The following is a 23,061-nucleotide window of genomic DNA, read 5'->3' on the forward strand; positions in this document are numbered from 1 at the left end:
CAAGGGATAAGGACTTATATCCTTATCCCCCCTAGACCTTAAGATACCTGGATACCTTAGCTAAGCGCTTCCTGGATAAGCTTCTCTTGTTCGGCTTTATGAACTTTCATCTGTCCCGCAGCCGGTGATGCAGAAGCTTGTCGCCCTACATATCTCAACGATTGATTATCCTGCAATTCGTTCATGATCCGCGGAGCGACAAATGTCCAGGCACCCATATTTTTGGGTTCTTCCTGGCACCAGACGATATCTTCCACATGATCGTATTCTTTCAGAATATTTTCTACATCCTTATCAGGGAAGGGGTAAAACTGCTCCATCCTGGCAATGGCAATATTTTCAAGCTCTTCGTCTTCCCGCTGCTGATACAGATCGTAATAGACCTTGCCCGAACAGATAATCAGTCGGTCGATTTTGCTCTTATCTTCAACTTCCTGATCTTCTATAAACGGTCGATATTGACCTTTGGCAAGATCTTCAGCTCGGGAGGTCGCCAGTCGGTGTCTCAGCAAGCTTTTCGGAGACATAATAATCAATGGCTTCTTGTCGTCCATCTTGGCCTGTTTGCGCAGAATATGAAAGTATTGTGCCGGGGTTGTAAGATTAACGACCTGCATATTATCCTCGGCACAAAGCTGGAGGTAGCGTTCTAAGCGGGCCGAAGAGTGCTCCGGCCCTTGTCCCTCGTAGCCATGGGGTAAGGTCATCACAAGTGCTGATTTTTGTCCCCACTTGGCCTCGCTGGCTGATATATACTGGTCGATAGGCACCTGAGCACCATTGGCAAAATCGCCGAACTGAGCCTCCCATATAACCAATGCATCCAGTTTGGCAGCGCTGTATCCAAATTCGAAGCCTACGCAGGCAAACTCACTAAGCAAGCTGTTGTAAGGGAAAAATGGTGCCTGGTCGTCATCAAGATTATTCAGAGGAATAAACTTCTGATCAGTTTCGGTGCCGTGCAAAATAGCGTGTCGATGCGAAAAGGTGCCGCGTTCAGCATCTTGTCCCGTAAGACGCACGGTTGTACCGTTTTTCAACAGCGAACCAAAAGCAAGTGCTTCCGCAAATCCCCAGTCGATCTTTTTCTCGTTTTTCTCTACGATTTCGGCGCGCTTTGCAAGCTGTTTAAGCAGCTTGGGATTGGCATCAAAATCTTTGGGAACGGTATTTAGTTTTACTGCAATATCGTTTAATTCATCCTCAGGATATGTAGTGTCGGGATATTCGTCCCAGTTTTCCTGCCTGGTTTCATGGCGATCGATCATATCCTCAGTAACTTCCAGGGGAGAGGCATTTTTGGCATCGTCAAATGCTTCACGGAGAAGTTCATCAAATTCATCAAAAATCTCCTGCATCTCCTCTTCCGTAAATTCGCCGCTGTTGAGCAGTTTATCAGTATAAATATCACGAACTGTAGGATGATTTTCGATCTCCTTGTACATACCAGGCTGTGTAAAGGCCGGTTCGTCACCCTCATTATGTCCGTGTTTACGGAAGCAGACCAGATCGATAACAACATCTTTTCCGAATTTCTGGCGGTAATCAAAAGCCATCTTCATTGCATGGACGGCCTCTTCGGGATTATCCCCATTTACATGAAATATTGGTGCCAAAATAGCTTTTGCAAGGTCAGAGGCATATTCAGTCGAACGTCCATCTTCAGGCAGTGTAGTAAAACCGATCTGGTTGTTAATAATAACGTGAATTGTTCCACCTGTCTTATAGGCATCCAGTTGCGACATATTCAGTGTTTCAGCAACAACCCCCTGACCTGAAAAAGCAGCATCGCCGTGAATAAGCAGCGGTACATTCTTTTTCTCGGCATTTTCTCCATCATGATCCTGTGTGGCCCGTGTAGCACCTTCAACCACCGGATTTACCGATTCGAGATGGCTGGGGTTAGGCATCAGTTCTATCTCAATATTATCGCCTGTCTTTGTTTCGTATTCACCTTTCGATCCAAGGTGATACTTTACATCTCCGGATCCTTGAATGCTGTCAGGATCAATATTTCCTTCAAAGTCGGCGAAAACTTTACGATAGGGCTTATTCAGAATATTGACGAGAATATTTAATCGTCCACGGTGAGCCATGCCCATAAATATCTTTTCTACCTGATCTTCACCGGCTCGTTCGAGCATATGATGCATCATCGGAATCAGCGTATCAGCTCCTTCAAGTGAAAATCGTTTATGGCCGATATATTTCTTGTGGAGGAACTGCTCAAATGCCATTGCCTGATTGAGCTTATGGAGGATATCCTCTTTTTGATCTTTAGACAGGTCGGGAGTGTTAGTCGTAGACTCCATTCGCTCACGCAGCCAACCACGCTCTTCAAGATCCAGCAGGTGCATGTATTCGGCACCCATCTTGCCACAGTAGGTTTCTCGCAGCAAGTTGATTATTTCGCGCAGTGTAGCTTTTTCATTACCACCCAGGCCGGCACAGTAGAATTCGCGATCCAGATCCCATAGCGTTAGATCATAATAGCTAAGATCTAATTCCGGGCTATGTCCGGTCTCGTCACTCAGGGGATCAAGATCGGCCAGCAAGTGGCCGTTAGTACGGTACATATTGATCAGTCGCATGACGGCAATGGCCCGCTTGTTCTCCTCAAGCGTAGCTTCAGTACCGTCTAACTGACTAGCATAGTTGTCGGCACCGAAAGGCAGCGGGTCATATGGAATTTCCAGATCGTCAAAAATTTCATCATAAAAATTCTCCTCTCCGTTTAGCAGACTATGTATTTTTTTCAGAAACGCACCCGATTCTGCTCCTTGAATAACACGGTGATCGTAAGTAGAAGTCACATTCATAACTTTGCTGATGCCGAGCTTATTGATAACATCTTGCGACATCGACTGATATTCAGCCGGGTAATCAATGGCACCGGTTGCAATGATTGCACCCTGCGATTTCATAAGTCGCGGCACCGACTGTACCGTACCGATCATACCCGGATTTGTCAGCGTAATAGTAGTACCTTCGAAATCTGAGATTTCAAGCTTTCCGTTTCGGGCTTTATCAATAAGGTCGGAATAGGCGTAGAGGAACTCTTTAAAGTTCATCTTATCTACCCCCTTAATGTTCGGGACAAGAAGATTTCGTGATCCATCCCTGTTCTGCACGTCGATCGCCAACCCGAGATTTACCTGTTCCGGAATCACCTTGTACGGTTCGCCATCTTTATAGACGAACGAATTATTCATGTTAGGATATTCTTCGAGCGCCTTGATAATCGCCCATGCAATATAGTGCGTGAAAGAAGACTTTGGTTCATTCCGCTGTTTGAGGTGGCGGTTAATAATATCCCGATCTTCGATCAGCATTTTAACAGGCATCGAACGCACCGAAGTAGCTGTAGGCACTTCCAGACTTTCATCCATATTCTGGACAATCTTGCTGGAGACGCCTTTAATTTTTTCCAGCGTCGCTCCCGACGGAATGGAAACATCAGCGTCACGTTCCTTCTTTTCCGTGGGTTTTTTGTCTTTGGTTTTTTCACGAGCCGGTGGAGCAGATGGGGTTGCAGGAGCTCCATCACGGGCTTTTTTAGCCTCCGATTTTAAATCTTCAGCTGATTCTACCCCTTCAATCTCATCGAAATACTGCCGCCAGTGATTGGGAACAGAAGAGGGGTCTTCTTTGTATTGATTAAAAAGTTCTTCAACAAGTGCGGAATTTGGTCCGAAAACTGCTTCGAGCGACTTCAAAATGTGATCTTATTGGGTGGATTTTAATTACTGCGAAAAAACATCTGAACAAGTTAAAATTGATTGTTTTTTTTGGTTTCTTTAAACCATAAACAATCAGGCGTAAAGTTAAGTATTGTAAGATTAAATTACGATTCTTTAACCAAGATAATTTTTGTTTCAGTTGGCTAATTTAAAAGGTGAAAAACGGAGTATAACAGCGAATTACAGAAATTTATGAGCAATAAAGGCAAAGAAAAAACAGGCGCAGAAAACGTGGAGTGGGATCTTTCTGATCTGTATGAATCAATTGATGATCCTGCTCTACAGAATGACAAGGAGGAAATTCTTCAACAGGCTAAAGACTTTGCTTTAGATTATAAAGGGAAAGTAGCCGATTTTGATGAAGAGGAAATGAAGCAGGCCCTGCAGGATTATGAGCAGATTCTGGAAACAATAGGAAAAATTGGATCATTCGCTCATCTCATCTGGTCAACAAATACGAATAAATCCGAGTATGGAAAATTGAAACAAGAGGCCAGCGAACTTTCTTCTGAAATCCATCAAAAGCTGGTCTTTTTTGATGTGGAATGGCTTAATGTAGAGGATGAGAAAGCCGATAAGCTTATTAAGAGCAAAGAGCTTTCTCATTACAAGCATTACCTGGAGACATCACGCAGGTACAAGGATCATATTCTGAGTGAAAAAGAAGAGCAGATACTTTCTGCTAAAAGGGTGACAGGACGTACTGCCTGGAATCGCTATTTTGACGAAACAATGGGAGCCGCCCGTTTTGAGCTGGATGGTGAAGAGCTGACCCAACAAGAAGTATTGAGCAAGTTGCATGAACCTGATCGGAATCTGAGAAAACGTGCACACGCGTCACTGACAGAAACATTTGAGGAACACAGCCGCACGTTAACGTTCATATTTAATACAATTTTGGCCGACAAGCATACCGATGATAAGCTGCGGAACTATGACAGCTGGATATCCGCCCGGAATCTGTCTAATGAAATTGATGATGAAACGGTAGAAATACTTATCAATGCGGTAACCGATAAATACAGCCTGGTGCACCGCTTTTACGATCTAAAACGTAGCTTGTTGGGCTATGATGAGTTTTTTGATTACGATCGCTATGCACCACTGCTTGAAAGTCAGAAGCAGATTCCGTGGACAGAAGCCCAGGAAATGGTACTCGATTCCTATTCCGATTTTCATTCTGAAATGGGAGATATCGCGGGTAAATTTTTTGATCAAAACTGGATTGATGCCGCAATGAAGCCCGGCAAGCGCGGCGGTGCCTATTCAGCCAGTACGGTTCCTTCGGTGCATCCCTATGTGTTCATGAATTATGACGGCAAGATCAGAGATGTGCAAACACTGGCTCATGAGTTGGGACATGGGGTGCACCAGTATCTGTCGCGCGAACAGGGAGCCTTGCAAGCCGATACGCCTCTTACGACGGCTGAAACGGCTTCGGTATTTGGAGAAATGCTCGTTTTTCAGCGTTTGATTAAAAGGCTTGATGATCCGAAAGAAAAACTGGCGCTGCTGATCGGGAAAATTGACGACACCATTGCTACCGTGTTTCGCCAAGTTTCGATGAATCGTTTTGAAGATGCAATACATACTCATCGTCGCGAAAAAGGTGAACTTACCACTGAAGATTTTTCACGTTTATGGCGAGAAACGCAGGAGGATATTTATGGAGATTCAGTGACACTTACTGAGGAATATGATCTCTGGTGGAGTTATATTCCCCATTTCCTGCACACTCCGGGTTATGTGTATGCTTACGCATTTGGAGAGCTTCTTGTATTGGCGCTCTATGAAGAATATACCCGTTTAAAGAACGGTTTTTCTGAAAAATATATCGAGATGTTGCGGGCAGGCGGATCAGACTGGCCCGAAAATATCGTGGGTAAACTGGGACTGGATATTACAAAGCCCGACTTTTGGGATAATGGACTGACAGCTATAGAAAAGATGGTGAATCAGGCAGAAGAATTGGCTAAACAGATAGACTAAACAGGGATGGAAAATTACGCCAGAATAAAAAAGAAAGAACAATCGAACGCCGAAATTATGGGACAGAAACGTCAGGAAAAAGCGTTGAGAGAGTTTAAGCAGGTGCTCAACGATCTAATTTTTTTACTTCGAAGCGCCTCAGAGATGGAGACGGTGTATATGTATTGGATAAACCGTTCCCGCCAGCAGTTAGTAATGGAGACAAAATCTACGGTGCTCGATAATGTCATGTTCAAAGATCGCATTAGCTTTGAGCATCATTTTCTAGATGAATATAAGGATCTGAAAGAACCTACAGCTGTAGAAATTGGTAAAGATATTCCCGCATCGGTATTGAATCACTATTATAACGATGTGCCGGTGCAATATGTAACTTTATTGCCATTTGTTAATAACGGCGAAACAGTCGCTCTTACGGTTCTTGAATCAAAGGATCATATCTTTACTGAAGATAAAAGCGAAGTCATCTATTCCTATATAAGCGCACTGCGAAATGTCCTGAATACCTATTTAGAGATCAGCGATCTGTATGAACAACAGAATGAGTGGGTTGACTATGAGGAAAGTATTTCACAGCTGCAGATCAGGGGACACCGGTCGGAGATGGTTAAACGCCTGCTGAATTTGATTCAGTCCTTTTTGCATGACGGAGGTGTTTCTTTTGTTGCACAGGGGATGGATAGCTGGTGCAATGTAATGAATGCAGATGAAGCCAAATATGCTCCTCCCATTGGCATGAAGATGGAAGAGCGGTCGATGGCATATGAGGCCTTAGATCAGGGAGAGACCGAATTTGCGATCCACTTTAATAATAATCCCAAGCGATTATCGCCCAGGGAATTACATTCCGAAGGGGCTACGCTGGCTATTCCGCTGTTGCTCAAGGAGCGGCGCCATGGTGTTGTTTTAGTGTACGATAAAAATCCGCTCATCTTCAAAGAATCAACAAAGCACAAGCTGATTAATCTGGTACGTTTGTCTGGGCTGCAAATGCTTTCCAATAATCCTAATATTGAGGTAGATGGATCGGCATTTGCCAATGAATACAATGCTTTTTTACCGGATTTATGGGAAAAAACCGTAAATGCCGAATTAAAGCGCCAGTCCCGGGAGGATAGTAATCTCCATTCCTGGTTCGGTTTAGTGACGCTTTCGAATCTTCCTGAACTGCGGACAAAGTTGCGGATGGAGCAGCTTGATCAGATGCAGCGAGATCTTGTTTCTGCATTTAATCCCTCCAAATTCGGACATTCGGGTATCCTGGGATATCATTCTGACTATGTGTATTCCTTCTTTATCCAGAGCAAAAATGAACAGGCTGTTCAGCGTTGGACAAAATCACTGAAGAAGAAGTTTGCCAACTCATTTGAATTGAAAAATGGGATTCATATAGATACTGGTATAAAAGTCGGTTTCGTTAAAGTTAACGGAGAGTATAATGACTGCTACCAGGTGTTGTCGAATGCCAAAAAAGCACTTTCACAGGCACTGAAATCCAATAAAAATGAGGCCATTTAGCTATGGGAAATTGCTATGTAATAGTTATTGACGGACTTGGAGTAGGAGCTCAGGATGATGCCGCCGATTATGGTGATGAGAATGAGAACACGCTCGGCCATCTGTGTGAAGAAACGCGGTGCAGGCTGCCTAATTTGCAGCGGATGGGATTGGGCAATATCACTCCGCTTACATCCGTACCCGTAGAATCGGAGCCGCTTTGTGCCTATGGTAAAATGCGTGAGCAGTCAGCGGGTAAGGACTCTACTACGGGACACTGGGAAATTGCAGGCGTTCATCTTAACCGACCATTTCCAACTTATCCTGAAGGCTTCCCCGATGAGGTTATCAAACAGTTTTGTGAAGGTATTGGCGTTGAGGATGTACTGGTAAATAAACCATATTCCGGTACTGAAGTGATCGCCGATTATGGAGAAGAACATCTGGAAACAGGATTACCGATTGTGTATACATCGGCTGACAGTGTTTTTCAAATTGCCACTCATGTAGATGTTACTTCTGTGGATACCCTTTATGACTGGTGTAAATATACCCGAAAAGAAGTTCTACAGGGAGAGCATGGGGTAGGCCGGGTTATTGCTCGTCCGTTTCACGGAGAACCCGGCAACTTCCAGCGTTTGTCTGATCGGCGCCACGATTTCTCTCTGGAACCCCCGGAGCATAATCTGATAAACAGGCTGCACGAGGAGGGGATCAAGACCTATTCAATCGGTAAAATTATTGATCTGTTTCCTGAAGACATTTTTACCCAATTTCGCCGGACCAAAAGCAATGCCGAGGGTATTTCACAGCTACTGAGCTTAATGTCGGCCGCATCCGAGAGCTTTGTTTTCGTAAATTTAATCGATACCGATCAAAAATTCGGGCACCGACAGGATCCCGAAGGATATGCTGAATGTCTGCAGGAGATTGACCGGGCAATACCGGCTATTGTCGGCAAGTTACAGGACGACGATATTTTGATTATCACAGCTGATCACGGCAATGATCCCACATCCGAAAGCACCGATCACAGTCGTGAATTTGTGCCGGTGCTTATGTATCCAGCTGAAAAAGCTTCAGAGATTAATCTGGGTACTCGGGAAACGTTTAGCGATATAGCCTGTACAGCAGCTGACTTTTTTGATATTTCTGCCGAATATGCCGGAACATCAATGCTTTCGGACCGTTAAGAGAGAAGGAATTAATGATTCGAAATTGAATCTTAAAAGCCCTATATTTTAGAGATTGAATAGGTGAAACATTTTTGCGTTGAGTTACGTTATTAGTTCCCATGGTGAAAAGATCACCTTGATTTATTTACCAGTAGCGATCAAAATGATCATCTCCAGATAATAAATGCTAATTTAATCCATCATATCCCGTGGCTAGAAGTTCAGGTATTTCTACTCGAGAATCAGAATCTCTCGACCGTTACTTACAAGAGATCGGCAAAGAAAAGCTCATTACTCCAGAAGATGAGGTAAGGTTGGCCAAAGAGATTCAGAAAGGGAGCCAAAAGGCTCTTGAAGATCTCACGAAAGCTAACCTCCGCTTTGTGGTTTCTGTAGCAAAGCAATATCAAAACCAGGGGCTCTCTCTTGGTGATCTCATCAATGAGGGTAATCTCGGATTGATTAAAGCGGCAAAACGTTTCGATGAGACACGAGGTTTCAAGTTTATCTCGTATGCCGTTTGGTGGATCCGACAGTCGATCTTACAGGCACTGGCCGAACAGAGCCGAATTGTACGGTTGCCACTGAACCGTGTCGGCGCACTTAATAAAATTGGAAAAGAGCTTTCCAAGCTTGAGCAGGAGTATGAACGTGTACCATCTGCAGCTGAGCTTGCTGAAAGTTTGGATATGACGGTTTCGGAAGTAGCTGATACGCTTAAAATTTCCGGCCGTCACCTTTCTGTTGATGCGCCATTCGCTCAGGGCGAAGATAATCGTCTGCTGGATGTCCTCGAAAATGAGGAAACCCCCGATCCCGATACGGATCTGATGGGCGAATCGCTCAAGGTTGAGATTGAACGGGCACTTTCTAAGCTTACCGATCGAGAAGCTGAAGTTATTCGACTGTATTTCGGCATTGGTCGCGAGCACTCCTTAACGCTCGAAGAAATTGGTGAGCGTTTTGATCTCACACGAGAACGTGTCCGACAGATTAAGGAGAAAGCACTTCGTAAACTGCGCCATCACAACCGCAGCGCTGCACTTCGTGCTTATCTCGGCTAATTTTTGCAAACATTTAAAAATCTTAAAAGCCCCGGTTAACCGGGGCTTTTTTATTTCCCTAAACTTTTAATAGAATACCGTTGACATAAACATTTTCTGATCGTGTTCGTTAGCATATCTATGAAACGAGTAATAGCATTTATCTTATTGTTAGCGGGAATAGCTCCTTCTCTTGAAGCACAAGTCCTGCCTTTTCGTACGTACTCTATCGAAAATGGATTAAGCGAGTCTGTGGTAAATGACATGGTACAGGATCGGGAAGGATATATGTGGATTGGTACCAGTTACGGATTAAATCGTTTTGATGGTATTAGTTTCAAAAATTATTACAGTGAAGATGGCTTGCTGGACAATGATATATCTGCATTATATAAGGATAACAACGGTCAGCTCTGGATAGGCACAAGTAGTGGGGTCAACGTAATGAGGGCGGATAGTCTTCACACCTTGCCTGAACTGCGGCCGCTGGAATCGAGCACTATCCTGGCTATTTATCAGGATCAATATGATGAATTTTGGTTTGCTACAGACGGTGAGGGGGTCTGGAATTTTGATGGTGAGGATAATTTATCACAGTATAGATCTATCCATGGACTGGGGGGAGACCGGGTCAGGGATATTATAGAAGATGAGGAAGGTATTTTATGGTTTGCTACGCGAGAGGGGCTTACAAAGCTAGAGAGTGGCAATTTCCGGACTTATACTGTAAAACATGGTTTGCCGGATAATCGACTTCGGGATCTTGAACTCGATAATGATGGTTCACTTTGGGTGGCCAGCCGAGGTGGATTTTGCAAGTTCGAAGATGAAGAGTTCGATTGTTATACGGAAGAAAATGGCTTGGTTAATAACCGTGTCCAATCTATTTCGAGTGATAATACTGGTAGTTTATGGCTGGGAACAGAGGAAGGAGCCAGCTATTTTTCTAACGGTGAGTTCAAAAATTACTCTATGGATGAAGGACTGGATAATAACATCATACATGTTACTTATCTTGACCGGGAAGGACTGATCTGGTTTGGAACTTTTGGTGGAGGAATCAGTGCATTTTTGGGAAACCAGTTCCGGAATTACACAGTGGAGCAGGGACTTCCTAATAACGTCATTACATCTATTACAGAAAACCAGACAGGACAATATTGGATAGGTACGTATGGCGGGGGAATTTCTAACATTAGTGATGGAGAAATAGAAAACTACAGGGATAGCGACGGGCTGGTCGATAATAAAGTTTACACGATTAGACCCGATGACCAAAATCATCTATTGATAGGAACTCGCTGGGGATTAAGTATTTACGATGGTAACAGTTTTCATAATTATGATGAAACCGTTTTGCCCGCACGCAAAATACGATCATTGATTAAACCGCAGGAAAGCTCTGGTATCTTATTAGGCACATACGGTGACGGTATAATCCAATTTGAGGATGGACAATTTAAACAGATTACAGAAGAAGATGGATTGGCTGACAATACAGTAATGTCGCTCGAAGAAACAGAGGACGGCGCAATTTGGATTGCTACATACGGAGGAATCAGCAAGTTAAACGAATCAGGTTTTACTAACTATTCTGTAAGGAATGGTTTACCCAATAACGGAGTGATGGATATCCTTAAGGATAATGCAGGACAGTTGTGGTTTGCTACATTTGGTGGTATTGCACGCTTTGAGGAGGGAAACATTGAGGTTATAACCAGTAGAGATGGGCTACCTGACGAAGTTTGCTATTTTATTGAGCAGGATGATCGCGGTATATACTGGATTGGTACGAACAAAGGTGTTGTACGGTTCGATTATGAAAATTATCAAAATAAAGATGAAACTGAGCGCGAGCAGGCGTTTAAACTGATCACCCAAGACCAGGGGTTAGTTGCTAATGAAATGAATGCCGGTGCATCACACAAAGATAGCCGAGGTCATCTCTGGTTTGGTTCTGTAGGTGGGGTTACTGTTTTTGATCCCGGAGAAGAAAGAGTGAATGACTCTCCGCCGGTTGTTCACATAGAAAGTATGCAGGTATCCGGAGAAACAATACCAATAAAATCCGATCTTGAAATAAAGAGTGATAATCAAAACATCACGTTTGATTTTATAGGAATCAGTTTTACAGCACCGGAGCAGGTTCATTACCGCTATCGTCTGAGAAATTCGGGAGAAGGCTGGCAGCATACGGATCAACGTTCGGTGCGCTACTCAACTTTACCATCCGGTGAATATACATTCCAGGTACGGGCCCAAAATAGCGATGGACAATGGAGTGAGAATATTGCATCTGTTCACTTCTCTGTTTTAGCACCTTTTTGGTTACAATGGTGGTTTATAGCACTTCTTATCATCACTTTAATTGGAATTCTGCTTTTTGCATACAATCATTATCGGATAAGAAAGATGGTTGAAATAGAACGGATGCGGGTTCGTATTGCCAGTGATCTACACGATGATGTGGGATCGGCACTAACGGAAATTGCATTACAGTCTGATTTTCTACAGACTATGGAAGTGCCCGCTGATTTGGAAAATTCACTGAGACAGATTGGCAATCAGAGCCGAAAAATTGTTTCAAGTCTCGATGATATTGTTTGGTCGATCGATGCCCGTAATGACACAGTGGGTGATTTGACTGACCGGATGCAGGATTATGTAAATAACGTGTTACCTGACAAAGAGATCAATTATCATTTTGAAGGGAATATGCAGGAAAAGCTTAAAGTATCCTGGAAAGAAAATATCTATCTTATCTTTAAAGAAGCAATTAATAATGTATCAAAACACTCAAATGCGGATCGTATCGATGTAACGCTTTCAACTAATGGAGACGGTTTTTTGATGAGTGTGAAGGATAATGGCACTGTTGCAACCAATGAGCGAAAAACGGGCCAGGGATTGCATAACATGAAAATGCGAGCGAAACGTATTAATGCAGATATTAACTTTAATCAAAATGGCGGTTTTGAAGTACGGGTTGAAAAGGCTTAATTAGAATAGTGTTGCAGAAAATATTCTCTTTTGGGGATTATTTTACTGTTTATTTTGTTTTGGTAGACTCTAAACATAAGTGAGGTAAATATTATGGCATCAGTCGTCGGAATTGTCGAAGACAACAAGAAAATAAGGGATTTAATCCAGCGATATTTGGATATGCAGGATGAACTTTCCTGCCCTGTGGCTGTTGATTCGGTTGAAAAGATGATTGACTATCTCGAAGAACATCCCAAGCCGGATGTTATTTTGATGGATATTCAGCTTCCGGGCATGTCGGGCATTAAAGGTATCGGGTTGATCAAAGAGAAGTATGATGAGATCGATATCATTATGCTTACAGTGTATCACGATTCGCACAAAATATTTAATGCTTTGCGTGCGGGGGCATCGGGTTATCTGCTCAAACACACATCACTTCCTGAAATCAAAGAATCGATTCTCAAATTATTGGAAGGCGGAGCCCCTATGTCACCCCAGATAGCGCGTAAAGTGATTAATCACTTCCAGGAAAATGCCCCGAAAAAAGATTCCGATTCTGATCTGACGCCGCGCGAACATGACATTGTGAACGGGCTTGTTGACGGTCTTAGCTATAAGATGATTGCCGACCGTTATGATATCTCAATTGATACAGTTCGTGCTCATATCCGTAATATATATAGCAAGCTGCACGTTAATTCTAAGGCAGAAGTAATAGCTAAATCACTGAAAGGGGAAATATGATGTGAGGCTTCTAACATGAATATGTTATTTCTTATTATGCTTGCTGATATTATTATGGGAACAGAAACTCCGGTAAATCACTAAGCGGACTTTAAAAACGTGGTGGTAGCTATGAAAATTCTTAAAACTCTACTGATTACGCTGATTGCACTTCTATTGACGGGATGCTATACGCAGTTACAGACATCCCAAAAGATGAATAAGATTACGGACAAGAGGCCAACAGAAGTTGAGCAAAAAAACGAAGACGGGCAAGAGCATAGAGACAATCAAGTGACCGAAGAGGAGTACGTACCGATTTATTATAAGGATTATGAATATGCCAACAGGTACAGAGATTGCAAGTGCAGCCCTTATAATGTGTATAATTTTTACGGATCGCCTTACGACTGGTACGATTATCACCCATACTTTTCATACGGATCACATTTGTCGCTGCATCATTCCTTTTATTACGGAAAATGGCACCACCGACCTTATTTCGGGTCCCCCCGGTTTGCTGTCACTTTTTCCTGGGGCTGGGGAAGTCCATACTATTACCACAGATTTTATCATGATCCTTTCTACTACCATTACGGTTATAGCCCATTTGCCTATAATTACCACAGGTATTACGGAAGTTTCGGATATGGATATTACTACGGCGGACAAAAAGTACGAGATAATCGCCGCAATGATTCCAGTTACGGTCCCCGAAGCATAGGTACTAACCGGGTTGCAAATAGCGGTAGTCGCGTACGTGATGATGGCAGTAGATCCGCGACAGTAAACAGTAGTTCTGCAACTCGAACGCGTTCGGTGGGAACGGCGCGTTCACAAAGTACGACAAGTCGGAGTAAAGGATCTGTTATTCGTAAACGAGGGCAAAATGATAATGAAAGAACAAGCAGCGGAAATACACGCACACGTTCACGCGATAATAATATCCAGAGTGATAATAGAAGCGTTTATATTGACCGGACCGATGAACTTCCTGTATTGATTGACCGAGAACGATATAACGCTATCCGAACTCGTGCTGCGGCTGAATCATTGTCAAGAAACAGTGATAGTAATACCAACAGCTTGCGAAAAGCACGGACCGTCGATTTTAATTCTTTTCAAAGAGTACAGACCTCTGATCAAGAAAAACGCACGTTTTTCAACCGACTTAAGTCGGCCTTTAATCATAGTTCAAGTCGAATCATTACTAACCGATCAAACAATAGTATATTTCGTTCGCGGTCAAGCTCATCATCCAATAGATCTTCAGTAAGCAGATCCAAAAGTAGTAGTTCAAGCCGTTCCTCGGTGGGTCGAAGTAGCTCGTCATCGAATAATTCACGCTCGAGAGGTGGCTCTTCTTCCTCATCGCGTAGTAGGAGTGGGGGAGATTCAGGCTCTTCGGATCGCAGCCGTGGTGGCAATTAACGGTCTCTGAACCGCTTTAAGGGCTCATCAAGCTAAATTTAACCTTACAGATACCAGAAGTATGTCAAAAAAATGGTTCATATCCCTGCTCTTTTTTACAGTAATATCTGCCACTTCAGTGCAGGCCCAAAGTGCTGATGATGTATTTCGTTATAGTCTTGAATATCCCTCATACGATCCTGTCAGTCTGGTGATGCCTGCTGTCAGTAACGCTTCCGGTTTCGGAGGTTATCAGGATAATCCGGCGTCGATGGCGCTGGTGAATGAAAGCTTTTTCTCATTTGATGTGAGTACCCGGTTTATTGATGAAACAGGACACTATCTGGGTAATAGCAGCGGTTTTTCTGATAACCAAACCAGTATCGGCGATTTGGGATTTGTCTATAAGGTGCCTACCGTCAGAGGCAATTTAGTTGTTGGCGGGGGATACAGTCAAACGACAGATTTTAATCGAGCAATATCGGCAAGCGGATATAATGATGAGTCGTCAATTACGGATTTCTATGCTGATTTACCGCGGGACGATGATCTTAATGAGGCGGCATTCAACGCCTATGCCATTGAGGATGTAAATGAAGACAGCTCAGTATCAATCTTTCGATTGGGCGCAGATTTTTCTGATTATCCCGGCATTAATCAGGATGTAGAATTTAAAGAGAGGGGCAGGATGGGTGAATATTCTGCTTTTTTGGCTACTGAAGTACTAAAGAATTTTTCTTTCGGTGCTTCTATAGGTTACTTGAGCGGGACGTATAACTACAATCGCCAATTTCTGGAATCGGATCGACGCGGGAATTATGATGCCGCATTTATTGACTCAGACGGTGACGGAGAATTTGATACGGATATCGATCGAATTCACAGCACCGATAATATTGATGCCGATATCCAAGCATTCAGTGCTCGGCTGGGATTTGTTTTCGAACCCCTGGAGCAATTAAAAATAGGAGCTAGTTATGCTTTTCCTTCCCATCTTCATATTGATGAAGACTACAATACGGAGATTCGTACTACTTTTGATAATGGAGCCCAAACAGATCTCGAAGAAGCCCCGGGCCATTTTTCATATAAAGTTGTGCGACCACAACGTTTGAAAGGCGGATTTACGGCCCAAAGTGATAGGTTACAATTTACCGCCACGGCCGAGGCGGTGTTTTATTCGGATGCGCGTATCGAATTTGATGAATTGGAACTCAATCCCGATGAAAATGCCATTAACCGAGTTGTACGCTCTAACTTTAAGGATGTAATTAATCTGCGTGGGGGACTGCAGTACAAAATCAATGATGGTCAGTTTATTCCGCGAATAGGTTATGCCTATTTCCCGAATCCCCAGCGCAACGGATTTGCCAGCGAGCGTCAGTTTATAAATGGTGGATTTAGTGCAGAGATCACAAAAGGACTAATGTTTGACTTTGGGTTGCAGTACAGTTTCTGGGATGATCAGAACGAATTGTATTCTACGCAAAACGTTCGAGAAGTTGTGCGCGAAGAGGTGACGCGGCTGCACGTGATGGCGGGACTAAGAATGACACTGTAGATGACTGACACTCAATGTTAGCCGATCTTAGGCTAAGTCCTTAGAAAAAATAGAATGAAGCTTTAAGTGTTCTTATTAGCCCGCTGATTAATCTGTGGGTATTACTTGTGGGTATCTTGTTCCGAAGATAGGCTTTGGAACGTTCAATATATAAGCTCTGCTTATGGGGAGTTATCAAAAAGATTTGTCTAGTTCTCTGTGTAATCCTCTGCGCAACTCTGTGGTTCCTTATTTGCCCGACAGGATAATTAAGAGAGCAAATTATCACCGGCTGTTTGCCAATGACTTTGTTTTAGTAATATCGAATCTTGCCCAAACCGGCAGATGGTCGGAGGTTGTATCCCCATAATTTTCAATGTACGATTCCGGAGCCTTGTAAACAGCCGTACTGTTTTGCACATAATTATTAAAAAGCTCATTGCTAATCGTGATGTGATCGATGATATCTTCATAATTTACTGACGCAGATTCCCCCGCATCAGAAAGCTCCTTTGAAATAATCCTGAAATTTGTACTGTCTTTGACAAACTGGTAATAAGGTGTCTCCTCATAATCGCCCTCGTTGTCATAATAGATAGATTCATCAACGTCATCGTTGTAGTCGCCTAATAGAATAATATTTGCATCGGGTTTATTTTCCTTTAGATAGTAATACAATCCTTCAGCCGCTTCTTTCCGACGCTCATAGGCTTCCGCATATTCCTGCGCATTATCACCGACATTAGCCTTTCCATGTATGACAACAGAATAAAACTCTTTGGTGTGGCTTTCATAGGTAAAGGTAAAGTGGAAGAATAAAGGCAAACGACCGTTTGCCCAGTAATATTCCCAGTCCTCATTATATCCATCGGGGGCATTGACAATAAGCCCCGCCTCCAGTGAATCAATAGTGTTTGTATTATAAGCAAAAGCCATTTTTTGACTCTGGTCGTCTCCCAGATCAGCAATAAATCCACGAAAGCCTTCCATCTTATTGACGATATTATTTAGATCTTCTTGTTCGTGTACTTCCTGAAAGGCATAGAGATCAGCATTAAGAGAATCAATTACCTGTACAATATTTCGAGTTTGCAGATCATAGTTTGATGGACCGCTGAACCCCGATCCATACCAATTCAGATTCCATGTGACAGTTTCCAGTGTCTTATCAGGAGGCACTTCATCTGTTTCTGCAGTTTCTTCTTCCGGATCTTCCTCAGGTTGATAGGGCGTTCCGCAAGATGATATCAACAGCAGCGAACACAGGAGAGCAAAGAATAGTTTTTTACTGAATATCCTTTTCAAGGTTTATGATTTTTCTGCTTTGGGATTGACGCTTAAAACGGGACAATTAACGTACCGAGTAACGTTGGCTGTTGTACTGCCCATCATCAAATAATCGATGCCCGTACGACCTACGGTTGACATCACAATTAGATCATGCGGATTATTAGTATTATACTCTATAATTGCCTCGTGCGGTGTATTGGTAGAAACAATAACTTTGGTCTTAAGCAGATCGCCCATTTCGTGTAAGGCTTCTTTGGCAAGCACCTCCAAACGTTGTTTTCGCAGCTCAATTTTTGATTCTTCAGGTTCCTCGGAATGATCGGGATCATACGGCAAAATATTGACGAGCTCTAATGTTGCATTAGCTTTGCTGGCGATCTCTTTGGCGATAGAAAAAGCTTCTTTGGAGTTATCTGAAAAATCAGTGGTAACCATGATCTTATTCAGATCATCGAGCTCGCGCTCCTGGTTTACGATAAGTACCGGAACATGAGACATACGTAATACTTTCTCCGAAACTGATCCTAAAAAGAAACGGGAAAAGCCAGTACGTCCATGCGTGCTTAGCACGATAATATCGTAATCTTCTCCCTCTTCAACGATTGACTGGGCTGGATTTCCAATAGATATCCGTGGCTCAGTAACCAGTGATGGATCAACCTCCTGTTTAGCAAGCTCTGCAAGACGATCATATAGGGCGTCCTCAATTTCATCATAGTCTTCAATTGTTGTAGACCCCATACCAAACATATATGGACCGCCATCTACTTCGTTTAATGGCAAATAGGAGTGGAAAGGAGTGATCGTTCCATTAAATAAACGGGCCAGCTTTTCTGCCGAGTGTAGTGCTTTTGATCCCAGATCAGAAAAATCCTGTGGCACAAGTATTTTAATATTTTCCATGATGACAGCTTTGATTAAAATTTAAGAAAACTACAGAATTTTGAGTCTTTTCAGAACCAACCTTTTCTTTTAAAATAATAAACCATGGCCAGGGCTATTAGTGCCATAATCATCAGGGAAAAGGGATATCCCCAGTACCAGTTAAGCTCGGGCATATTGAGCGGACTCACTTCGGGATTAAAATTCATCCCGTAAATACCTGCGATGAATGTAAGCGGGATAAAGATGGTGGCAATAATAGTTAGAACTTTCATTACTTCATTCATTCTATTGCTTACCTGCGACATATACATATCGTGCAGGCCCAGTACCATATCGCGATAGTTTTCAATATTATCTATTATCTGAATCATGTGATCATAAACGTCACGCAGAAATATTTTGGTATCGCTGTTGATAAATTTTGTTTCATCTCGAATAGCGGTATTAATAGCATCTCGCAGGGGCCAGACAGATTTGCGAAAGAAAATAACTTCTCTTCTTATTTTGTGAATGTGATTCAGCAGATGATCGTCCGAATCTTCGAGTAATTCATTTTCAATAGTTTCAACTTCGTCAGCGATTCGTTCAATGATATGGTAATAATAATCGACAATGGTATCGATCAATGCATAGCTGAGATAGTCCGTACCGCGTTTTCGGATGCGTGAGTCTTCTATATTCAAGCGATGAAAAATCGGTTTGAAGTAGTCTTCATTCGTTTCTTGAAAAGAAAGCACATAATTACTTCCCAAAATTACAGATATCTGTTCCGATTGTAACACCCGTTCTTCTTCTGAATATGACAGCATCCGAAGTACAAAAAATATGCAATTGTCATAGGTTTCACTTTTGGGGCGTTGTGCGGTATGCACGATATCTTCCCTTATTAACGGATGCAGATTAAAGAAATTCCAGATGTTCTGAAGCTTGTCTGTGTCATGAAGTCCTCGGACATTTACCCATGTTTTAGAAGGTGCATCCAAATAGGGCTGTGCCTTCTGAATTTTGTCGACGGGAATCTCTTGAAAGTGATCTTCATCATAATCATAAACGGTAATTTGAACCTCATCGAGATGTCTTTCTCCTATATGCTCAATGGTTCCGGGTGCTGCTCCAGGCTCTTTTTTCGGTTTTGTTTTTCTCAGCCGCATGCTTGGAAGCATTTTTTTGAGCTGTTCAGTGGTAACCATACGTTGCCTTCATGATTAAATATTCATCTTTAATATGGGTAAGCTACATATGTAAAACAAATGGTAGTAAGTACTAGTTATATTTTTCCTTATGTCGTTTTTGCAGAATCCAATAGATGATAGGGGGAGTAATTAGTAGTGCGATAATGAGGTCTCCGGTATAGTAATAAAACGCCGCTGCTGCAATCAGGCAGAGGATCAATATGATGAATGAAATTAAGTATATTTTTTGCTTGGGATTCATGATGAGATAGTTTTCGTCAATCTTGAACTTTATTCCAGCTCTGCTGGTTTCGACTCCAGTCGGAGGGGTTCAAGTCAAAAGGGAAAAAAGTTACCTTTTAATACATTTGGAAAATGTCCTCTTCGTTTCTGTTACTATTGTTCAACGACGAAAAAAGTAACCAAAAAAGTCGCCGGCTGCGAAAACTTGGTCTGATTGATCGTCATCTCCGCTAAAATCATTTAACTCATCCCTTCGGTCCTCAAACAGAAATGATTTTATACGCTCCGATTCTGATCAATCTTGACGACCAACTTTTCTAATGCCGGATATTTAAAACCGTGAAATTTAGCAACAAAATCCCTCCTTAGAAAAGGAGGGGCGTCAGGGGAGGTTGTATTAAAACGGGTTTTCTCCGGCCTTAGAAAAATAGCCCATTTGGTTAGGTGGAAACGGTGGTTTTAAATCTGGGGTCCGGGGGCGAATCGTGGAAAACTGTGGAAGCGTAAGAACTAATGCAGAATAGCTATCCCTGATTTCCTGCTATAGTCAGTACAATATCTACGATTCCCCCGGGACTTTTTTGGTTCGTTTTTTGGTCACAAAAAATGAACAGTACCTTATCTAGATGCAGATTTTCTTTGTATGAGGGATTGTATCCTCAAGAAAAATTTTTCAGAATTCCCAGCAACAGATCCTGAAACAAGTTCAGGATGACACAATAAAAGATTCTAATATCTGGGTTTGGTTAAGAACTATCGCGCAGGGAGTTTGTATCTCCATCCATAGCAAAGCGGGATAAGGTAGGATAACCTCATGTAGCCTCAGCACGCAACACCTCCAGCGGTGTTTTTGTATAGACCGTCCGGCTGTTAAACATTCCTATAAGAATGGTTAATCCGGTGACAACAAGTGTCCCCAAAATAATCACCCAGATATTCGGTGTAAATGTGATATCGAAGTAAAAATATCCCAGCAGCCAGGTAGCGCCAACCGACAGAATGAGTCCCGTGAGGGCAGAGAGAATTCCCAGAAAAAGGTATTCGATTGACAATATTTTGATGATTTGGTTCTTACTGGCACCCAGCGTTCTCAGTAATACGCTTTCTTTAATGCGCTGAAACCGGCTGGTTGCCACAGAGCTGGCCAGCACAATCAGTCCCGTAATGATACTGAACAGTGCCATAAACTGAATGGCAAATGATATTTTATCAACAAACTGATTAATGGTTTCGAGAATATGACTGACATCGATAGCAGAAATATTCGGGTATTCTTGAACAACCGCCTGTTGTATGGATGAAGATGCTTCTTCGTTGGCTGCACGTGTAACGGTCACATAAATTTGCGGGGCTGACTCCAGTACTCCAGTGGGAAAAAGCATGAAAAAGTTGGGTTGCACACGCTGAAAATCTACTTCCCTGATGCTGCCTACGTAAGCCTGTACCGGCACTCCCTGCACATCAAATGTCAGTGAATCGCCGACAGAAAGATTTAAATCTTCTGCAATTTGTTCGGCAGCTGAAACAGGTACTGGTCCTTCGGACGGTGTGTTGCCGATCCATTCACCTTCTGTGATTGTTTCAGAATCGGTGAGTGAATCGCGATATGTGGAACGATATTCCCGACGCAAGGCCCACCCACGCACGTTGTCAGTCGTATCATCTTGAATCGCCTCAGTACTGCGCCCGCGAAGCGAATCCAGCCGCATCGTTACCATCGGCACGTTTTGCAAGATGGGCGTACCATTTTCATCCAAAATCTTGTTGACACCTTCATTTTGATCGGGCTGGATATCAAAGAAAATGAGATTGGGAGCATCGTCCCGCGTGGCAAACTCAAGCTCTTTCATCAGCATATCCTGGCTAAAATAGAGTGTACTTACCAGTAGCATACCGAGCCCCAGTGAGAGCATCAATGTTGCTGTTTGATTATTCGGGCGATAAAGATTAGCCAGACCTTGCCTCCAGATATAGCTCCAACGGGATGGAAAGAATCGTCGTACTAGCTTCATCAATGCTTTGGCGACTAGCAGGAGAAGGCCAAAAGCTGCAACCATTCCCACAGTAAACATTCCGGCAATCTGCCAATCTTCTGTGAGCAATGTGGCATATGCCATGACGGTTGCAGCTATAAGAATATAAATAATCCCTTTTGTTTTGTTGCTAAGCAGTGATGTAATTGATTCCTCGAGTGTACGCAATGCATAAAGAGGGGAAGCTCTTCGGAGTGCCAGCAAGGGCAGAAGCGCAAATACCAGGGCCACACCGGTGCCTGTAAATAGTCCCAGACCGATAGCCAGCCAAGAGATGGTCAGCTCCACATCCACAGGAAGAAAATCACTTACCAGGCCGGGAAGCAGAAATTGTATCCCCAATCCGAGGATCGTTCCGGCCAGAGCACCAAGAAAACCGAGCACAACTGACTGGATCAGAAAAATGCTTAGCGTCTGATTCGAAGAAGCTCCAAAACAGCGTAATACCGAGGCCGTGCTAATTTTTTGATTTATATACACATGGATAGAGCTGGCTACACCGATGCCGCCCAGCAACAGGGCAATGAAGCCAACTAAATTCAAAAATTTGGTCAAGTTTCCAGCAGCTTCCCCAATTTCTTCCCGGCGCTCTTCAACTGTCTCATAGTCGATATCGATACCCAAGCTCTGTTCTAGAGAATCCAGTCGCGACTCAATAGGCTCCATGTCACGATTATCAGTAAACATGAAATACTGCTTGTACTCTATGCGGCTGCCGCGCTGGACCAGATTTGTTGAGTCAAGCATTGTATGCGGGATAAAGACGCGCGGACCGATCATAGCTGATGCCGCTGCCTCACCGGGCACTTTAGTAAGAGCACCACCAATGCGAAATGTGACCTCTCCCACTTTTATCGAGTCGCCAATTTCAACATCGAATTGGGTCATCAGCGATTGATCCACCAACGCTGATGTATCGGATTTAAAGTTATGAGCAGCTTCGGAGGGAGTAGTTTCCAAAGTGCCATAAAATGGAAAATTGCCTTTCAGGGCGCGTATATTTGACAGGCGCGTATTTTTTGATTTGGGGAACAAAACCATTGACGGGAATTCGACGATCGTAGATTGTTCTCCCCCCAGCGAATCAAAATAAGTGGTAAGTGTGTCGGGGAATACTTCCTCGGTTTCAACTTCAAGGTCGGCGCCGAGCAGCTCTTTTGACTGGTTATTGATCGTAGTATTTAAGCTGGCCCGGAATGATGTAATAGCAACCTGTGCCGCCACCCCGATAATGATAGCGGAGATATACACGAAAAGACGTTTTTTGTTTGAGCGCGCATCCCGCCAGGCCATTTTCCAGGACCATTTCGAAAAAAATGATGACATATGAAACCAG

General features: G+C 43.1%; 13 protein-coding genes. 8 read left to right on the forward strand and 5 right to left on the reverse strand.

The window, feature by feature from the left end; translation table 11 throughout:
- Positions 1-56 precede the first annotated feature (56 nt).
- On the reverse strand, positions 57-3,716 hold the full coding sequence (locus tag ACT3ID_RS04555) for a multifunctional oxoglutarate decarboxylase/oxoglutarate dehydrogenase thiamine pyrophosphate-binding subunit/dihydrolipoyllysine-residue succinyltransferase subunit (RefSeq protein WP_491540804.1): 3,660 nt from the start codon (positions 3,714-3,716) through the stop codon (positions 57-59).
- A 216-nt stretch (positions 3,717-3,932) separates the two neighbouring features.
- Between ACT3ID_RS04555 and ACT3ID_RS04560 the strand changes: the two genes are divergently transcribed.
- The 8 genes from ACT3ID_RS04560 to ACT3ID_RS04595 all read left to right on the forward strand — a co-directional run bounded on the left by ACT3ID_RS04560 (position 3,933) and on the right by ACT3ID_RS04595 (position 16,123).
- Positions 3,933-5,729, forward strand: a complete 1,797-nt coding sequence (locus ACT3ID_RS04560) for a M3 family oligoendopeptidase (protein WP_491540805.1) — start codon at positions 3,933-3,935, stop codon at positions 5,727-5,729.
- 6 nt (positions 5,730-5,735) lie between these two features.
- Entirely contained in the window at positions 5,736-7,247 is a 1,512-nt protein-coding gene (locus ACT3ID_RS04565) for a GAF domain-containing protein (RefSeq protein WP_491540806.1), read from the forward strand.
- A 2-nt stretch (positions 7,248-7,249) separates the two neighbouring features.
- Entirely contained in the window at positions 7,250-8,419 is a 1,170-nt protein-coding gene (locus tag ACT3ID_RS04570; protein WP_491540807.1) for a phosphopentomutase, read from the forward strand.
- A gap of 191 nt (positions 8,420-8,610) precedes the next feature.
- Positions 8,611-9,465: a sigma-70 family RNA polymerase sigma factor gene (locus ACT3ID_RS04575; protein ID WP_491540808.1), complete on the forward strand. Its 855-nt coding sequence runs from the start codon at positions 8,611-8,613 to the stop codon at positions 9,463-9,465.
- 120 nt (positions 9,466-9,585) lie between these two features.
- Positions 9,586-12,444 (forward strand): ligand-binding sensor domain-containing protein, encoded by a 2,859-nt coding sequence (locus ACT3ID_RS04580; protein WP_491540809.1) that lies wholly within the window; start codon positions 9,586-9,588, stop codon positions 12,442-12,444.
- A gap of 93 nt (positions 12,445-12,537) precedes the next feature.
- Positions 12,538-13,173 carry a response regulator gene (locus tag ACT3ID_RS04585; RefSeq protein WP_491540810.1) on the forward strand — a complete coding sequence of 212 codons (636 nt, stop codon included), beginning with the start codon at positions 12,538-12,540 and terminating at the stop codon, positions 13,171-13,173.
- 111 nt (positions 13,174-13,284) lie between these two features.
- Positions 13,285-14,583 (forward strand): hypothetical protein, encoded by a 1,299-nt coding sequence (locus ACT3ID_RS04590; RefSeq protein ID WP_491540811.1) that lies wholly within the window; start codon positions 13,285-13,287, stop codon positions 14,581-14,583.
- Between the two features lie 61 nt (positions 14,584-14,644).
- Positions 14,645-16,123, forward strand: a complete 1,479-nt coding sequence (locus tag ACT3ID_RS04595) for an OmpP1/FadL family transporter (protein ID WP_491540812.1) — start codon at positions 14,645-14,647, stop codon at positions 16,121-16,123.
- 264 nt (positions 16,124-16,387) lie between these two features.
- Here the strand turns inward: ACT3ID_RS04595 and ACT3ID_RS04600 are convergent, their stop codons facing one another.
- From ACT3ID_RS04600 to ACT3ID_RS04615, 4 genes are all read right to left on the reverse strand, one after another.
- Positions 16,388-17,407: an endonuclease/exonuclease/phosphatase family protein gene (locus ACT3ID_RS04600; RefSeq protein WP_491540813.1), complete on the reverse strand. Its 1,020-nt coding sequence runs from the start codon at positions 17,405-17,407 to the stop codon at positions 16,388-16,390.
- Positions 17,408-17,410: 3 nt separating this feature from the next.
- Positions 17,411-18,295: a universal stress protein gene (locus ACT3ID_RS04605; protein ID WP_491540814.1), complete on the reverse strand. Its 885-nt coding sequence runs from the start codon at positions 18,293-18,295 to the stop codon at positions 17,411-17,413.
- Positions 18,296-18,345: 50 nt separating this feature from the next.
- Positions 18,346-19,467 carry a magnesium/cobalt transporter CorA gene (gene corA, locus ACT3ID_RS04610; protein WP_491540815.1) on the reverse strand — a complete coding sequence of 374 codons (1,122 nt, stop codon included), beginning with the start codon at positions 19,465-19,467 and terminating at the stop codon, positions 18,346-18,348.
- A gap of 1,037 nt (positions 19,468-20,504) precedes the next feature.
- Positions 20,505-23,051: an ABC transporter permease gene (locus ACT3ID_RS04615; RefSeq protein ID WP_491540816.1), complete on the reverse strand. Its 2,547-nt coding sequence runs from the start codon at positions 23,049-23,051 to the stop codon at positions 20,505-20,507.
- Positions 23,052-23,061 lie beyond the last annotated feature (10 nt).

The sequence above is a fragment of the Fodinibius sp. GM108 genome, assembly GCF_058386985.1.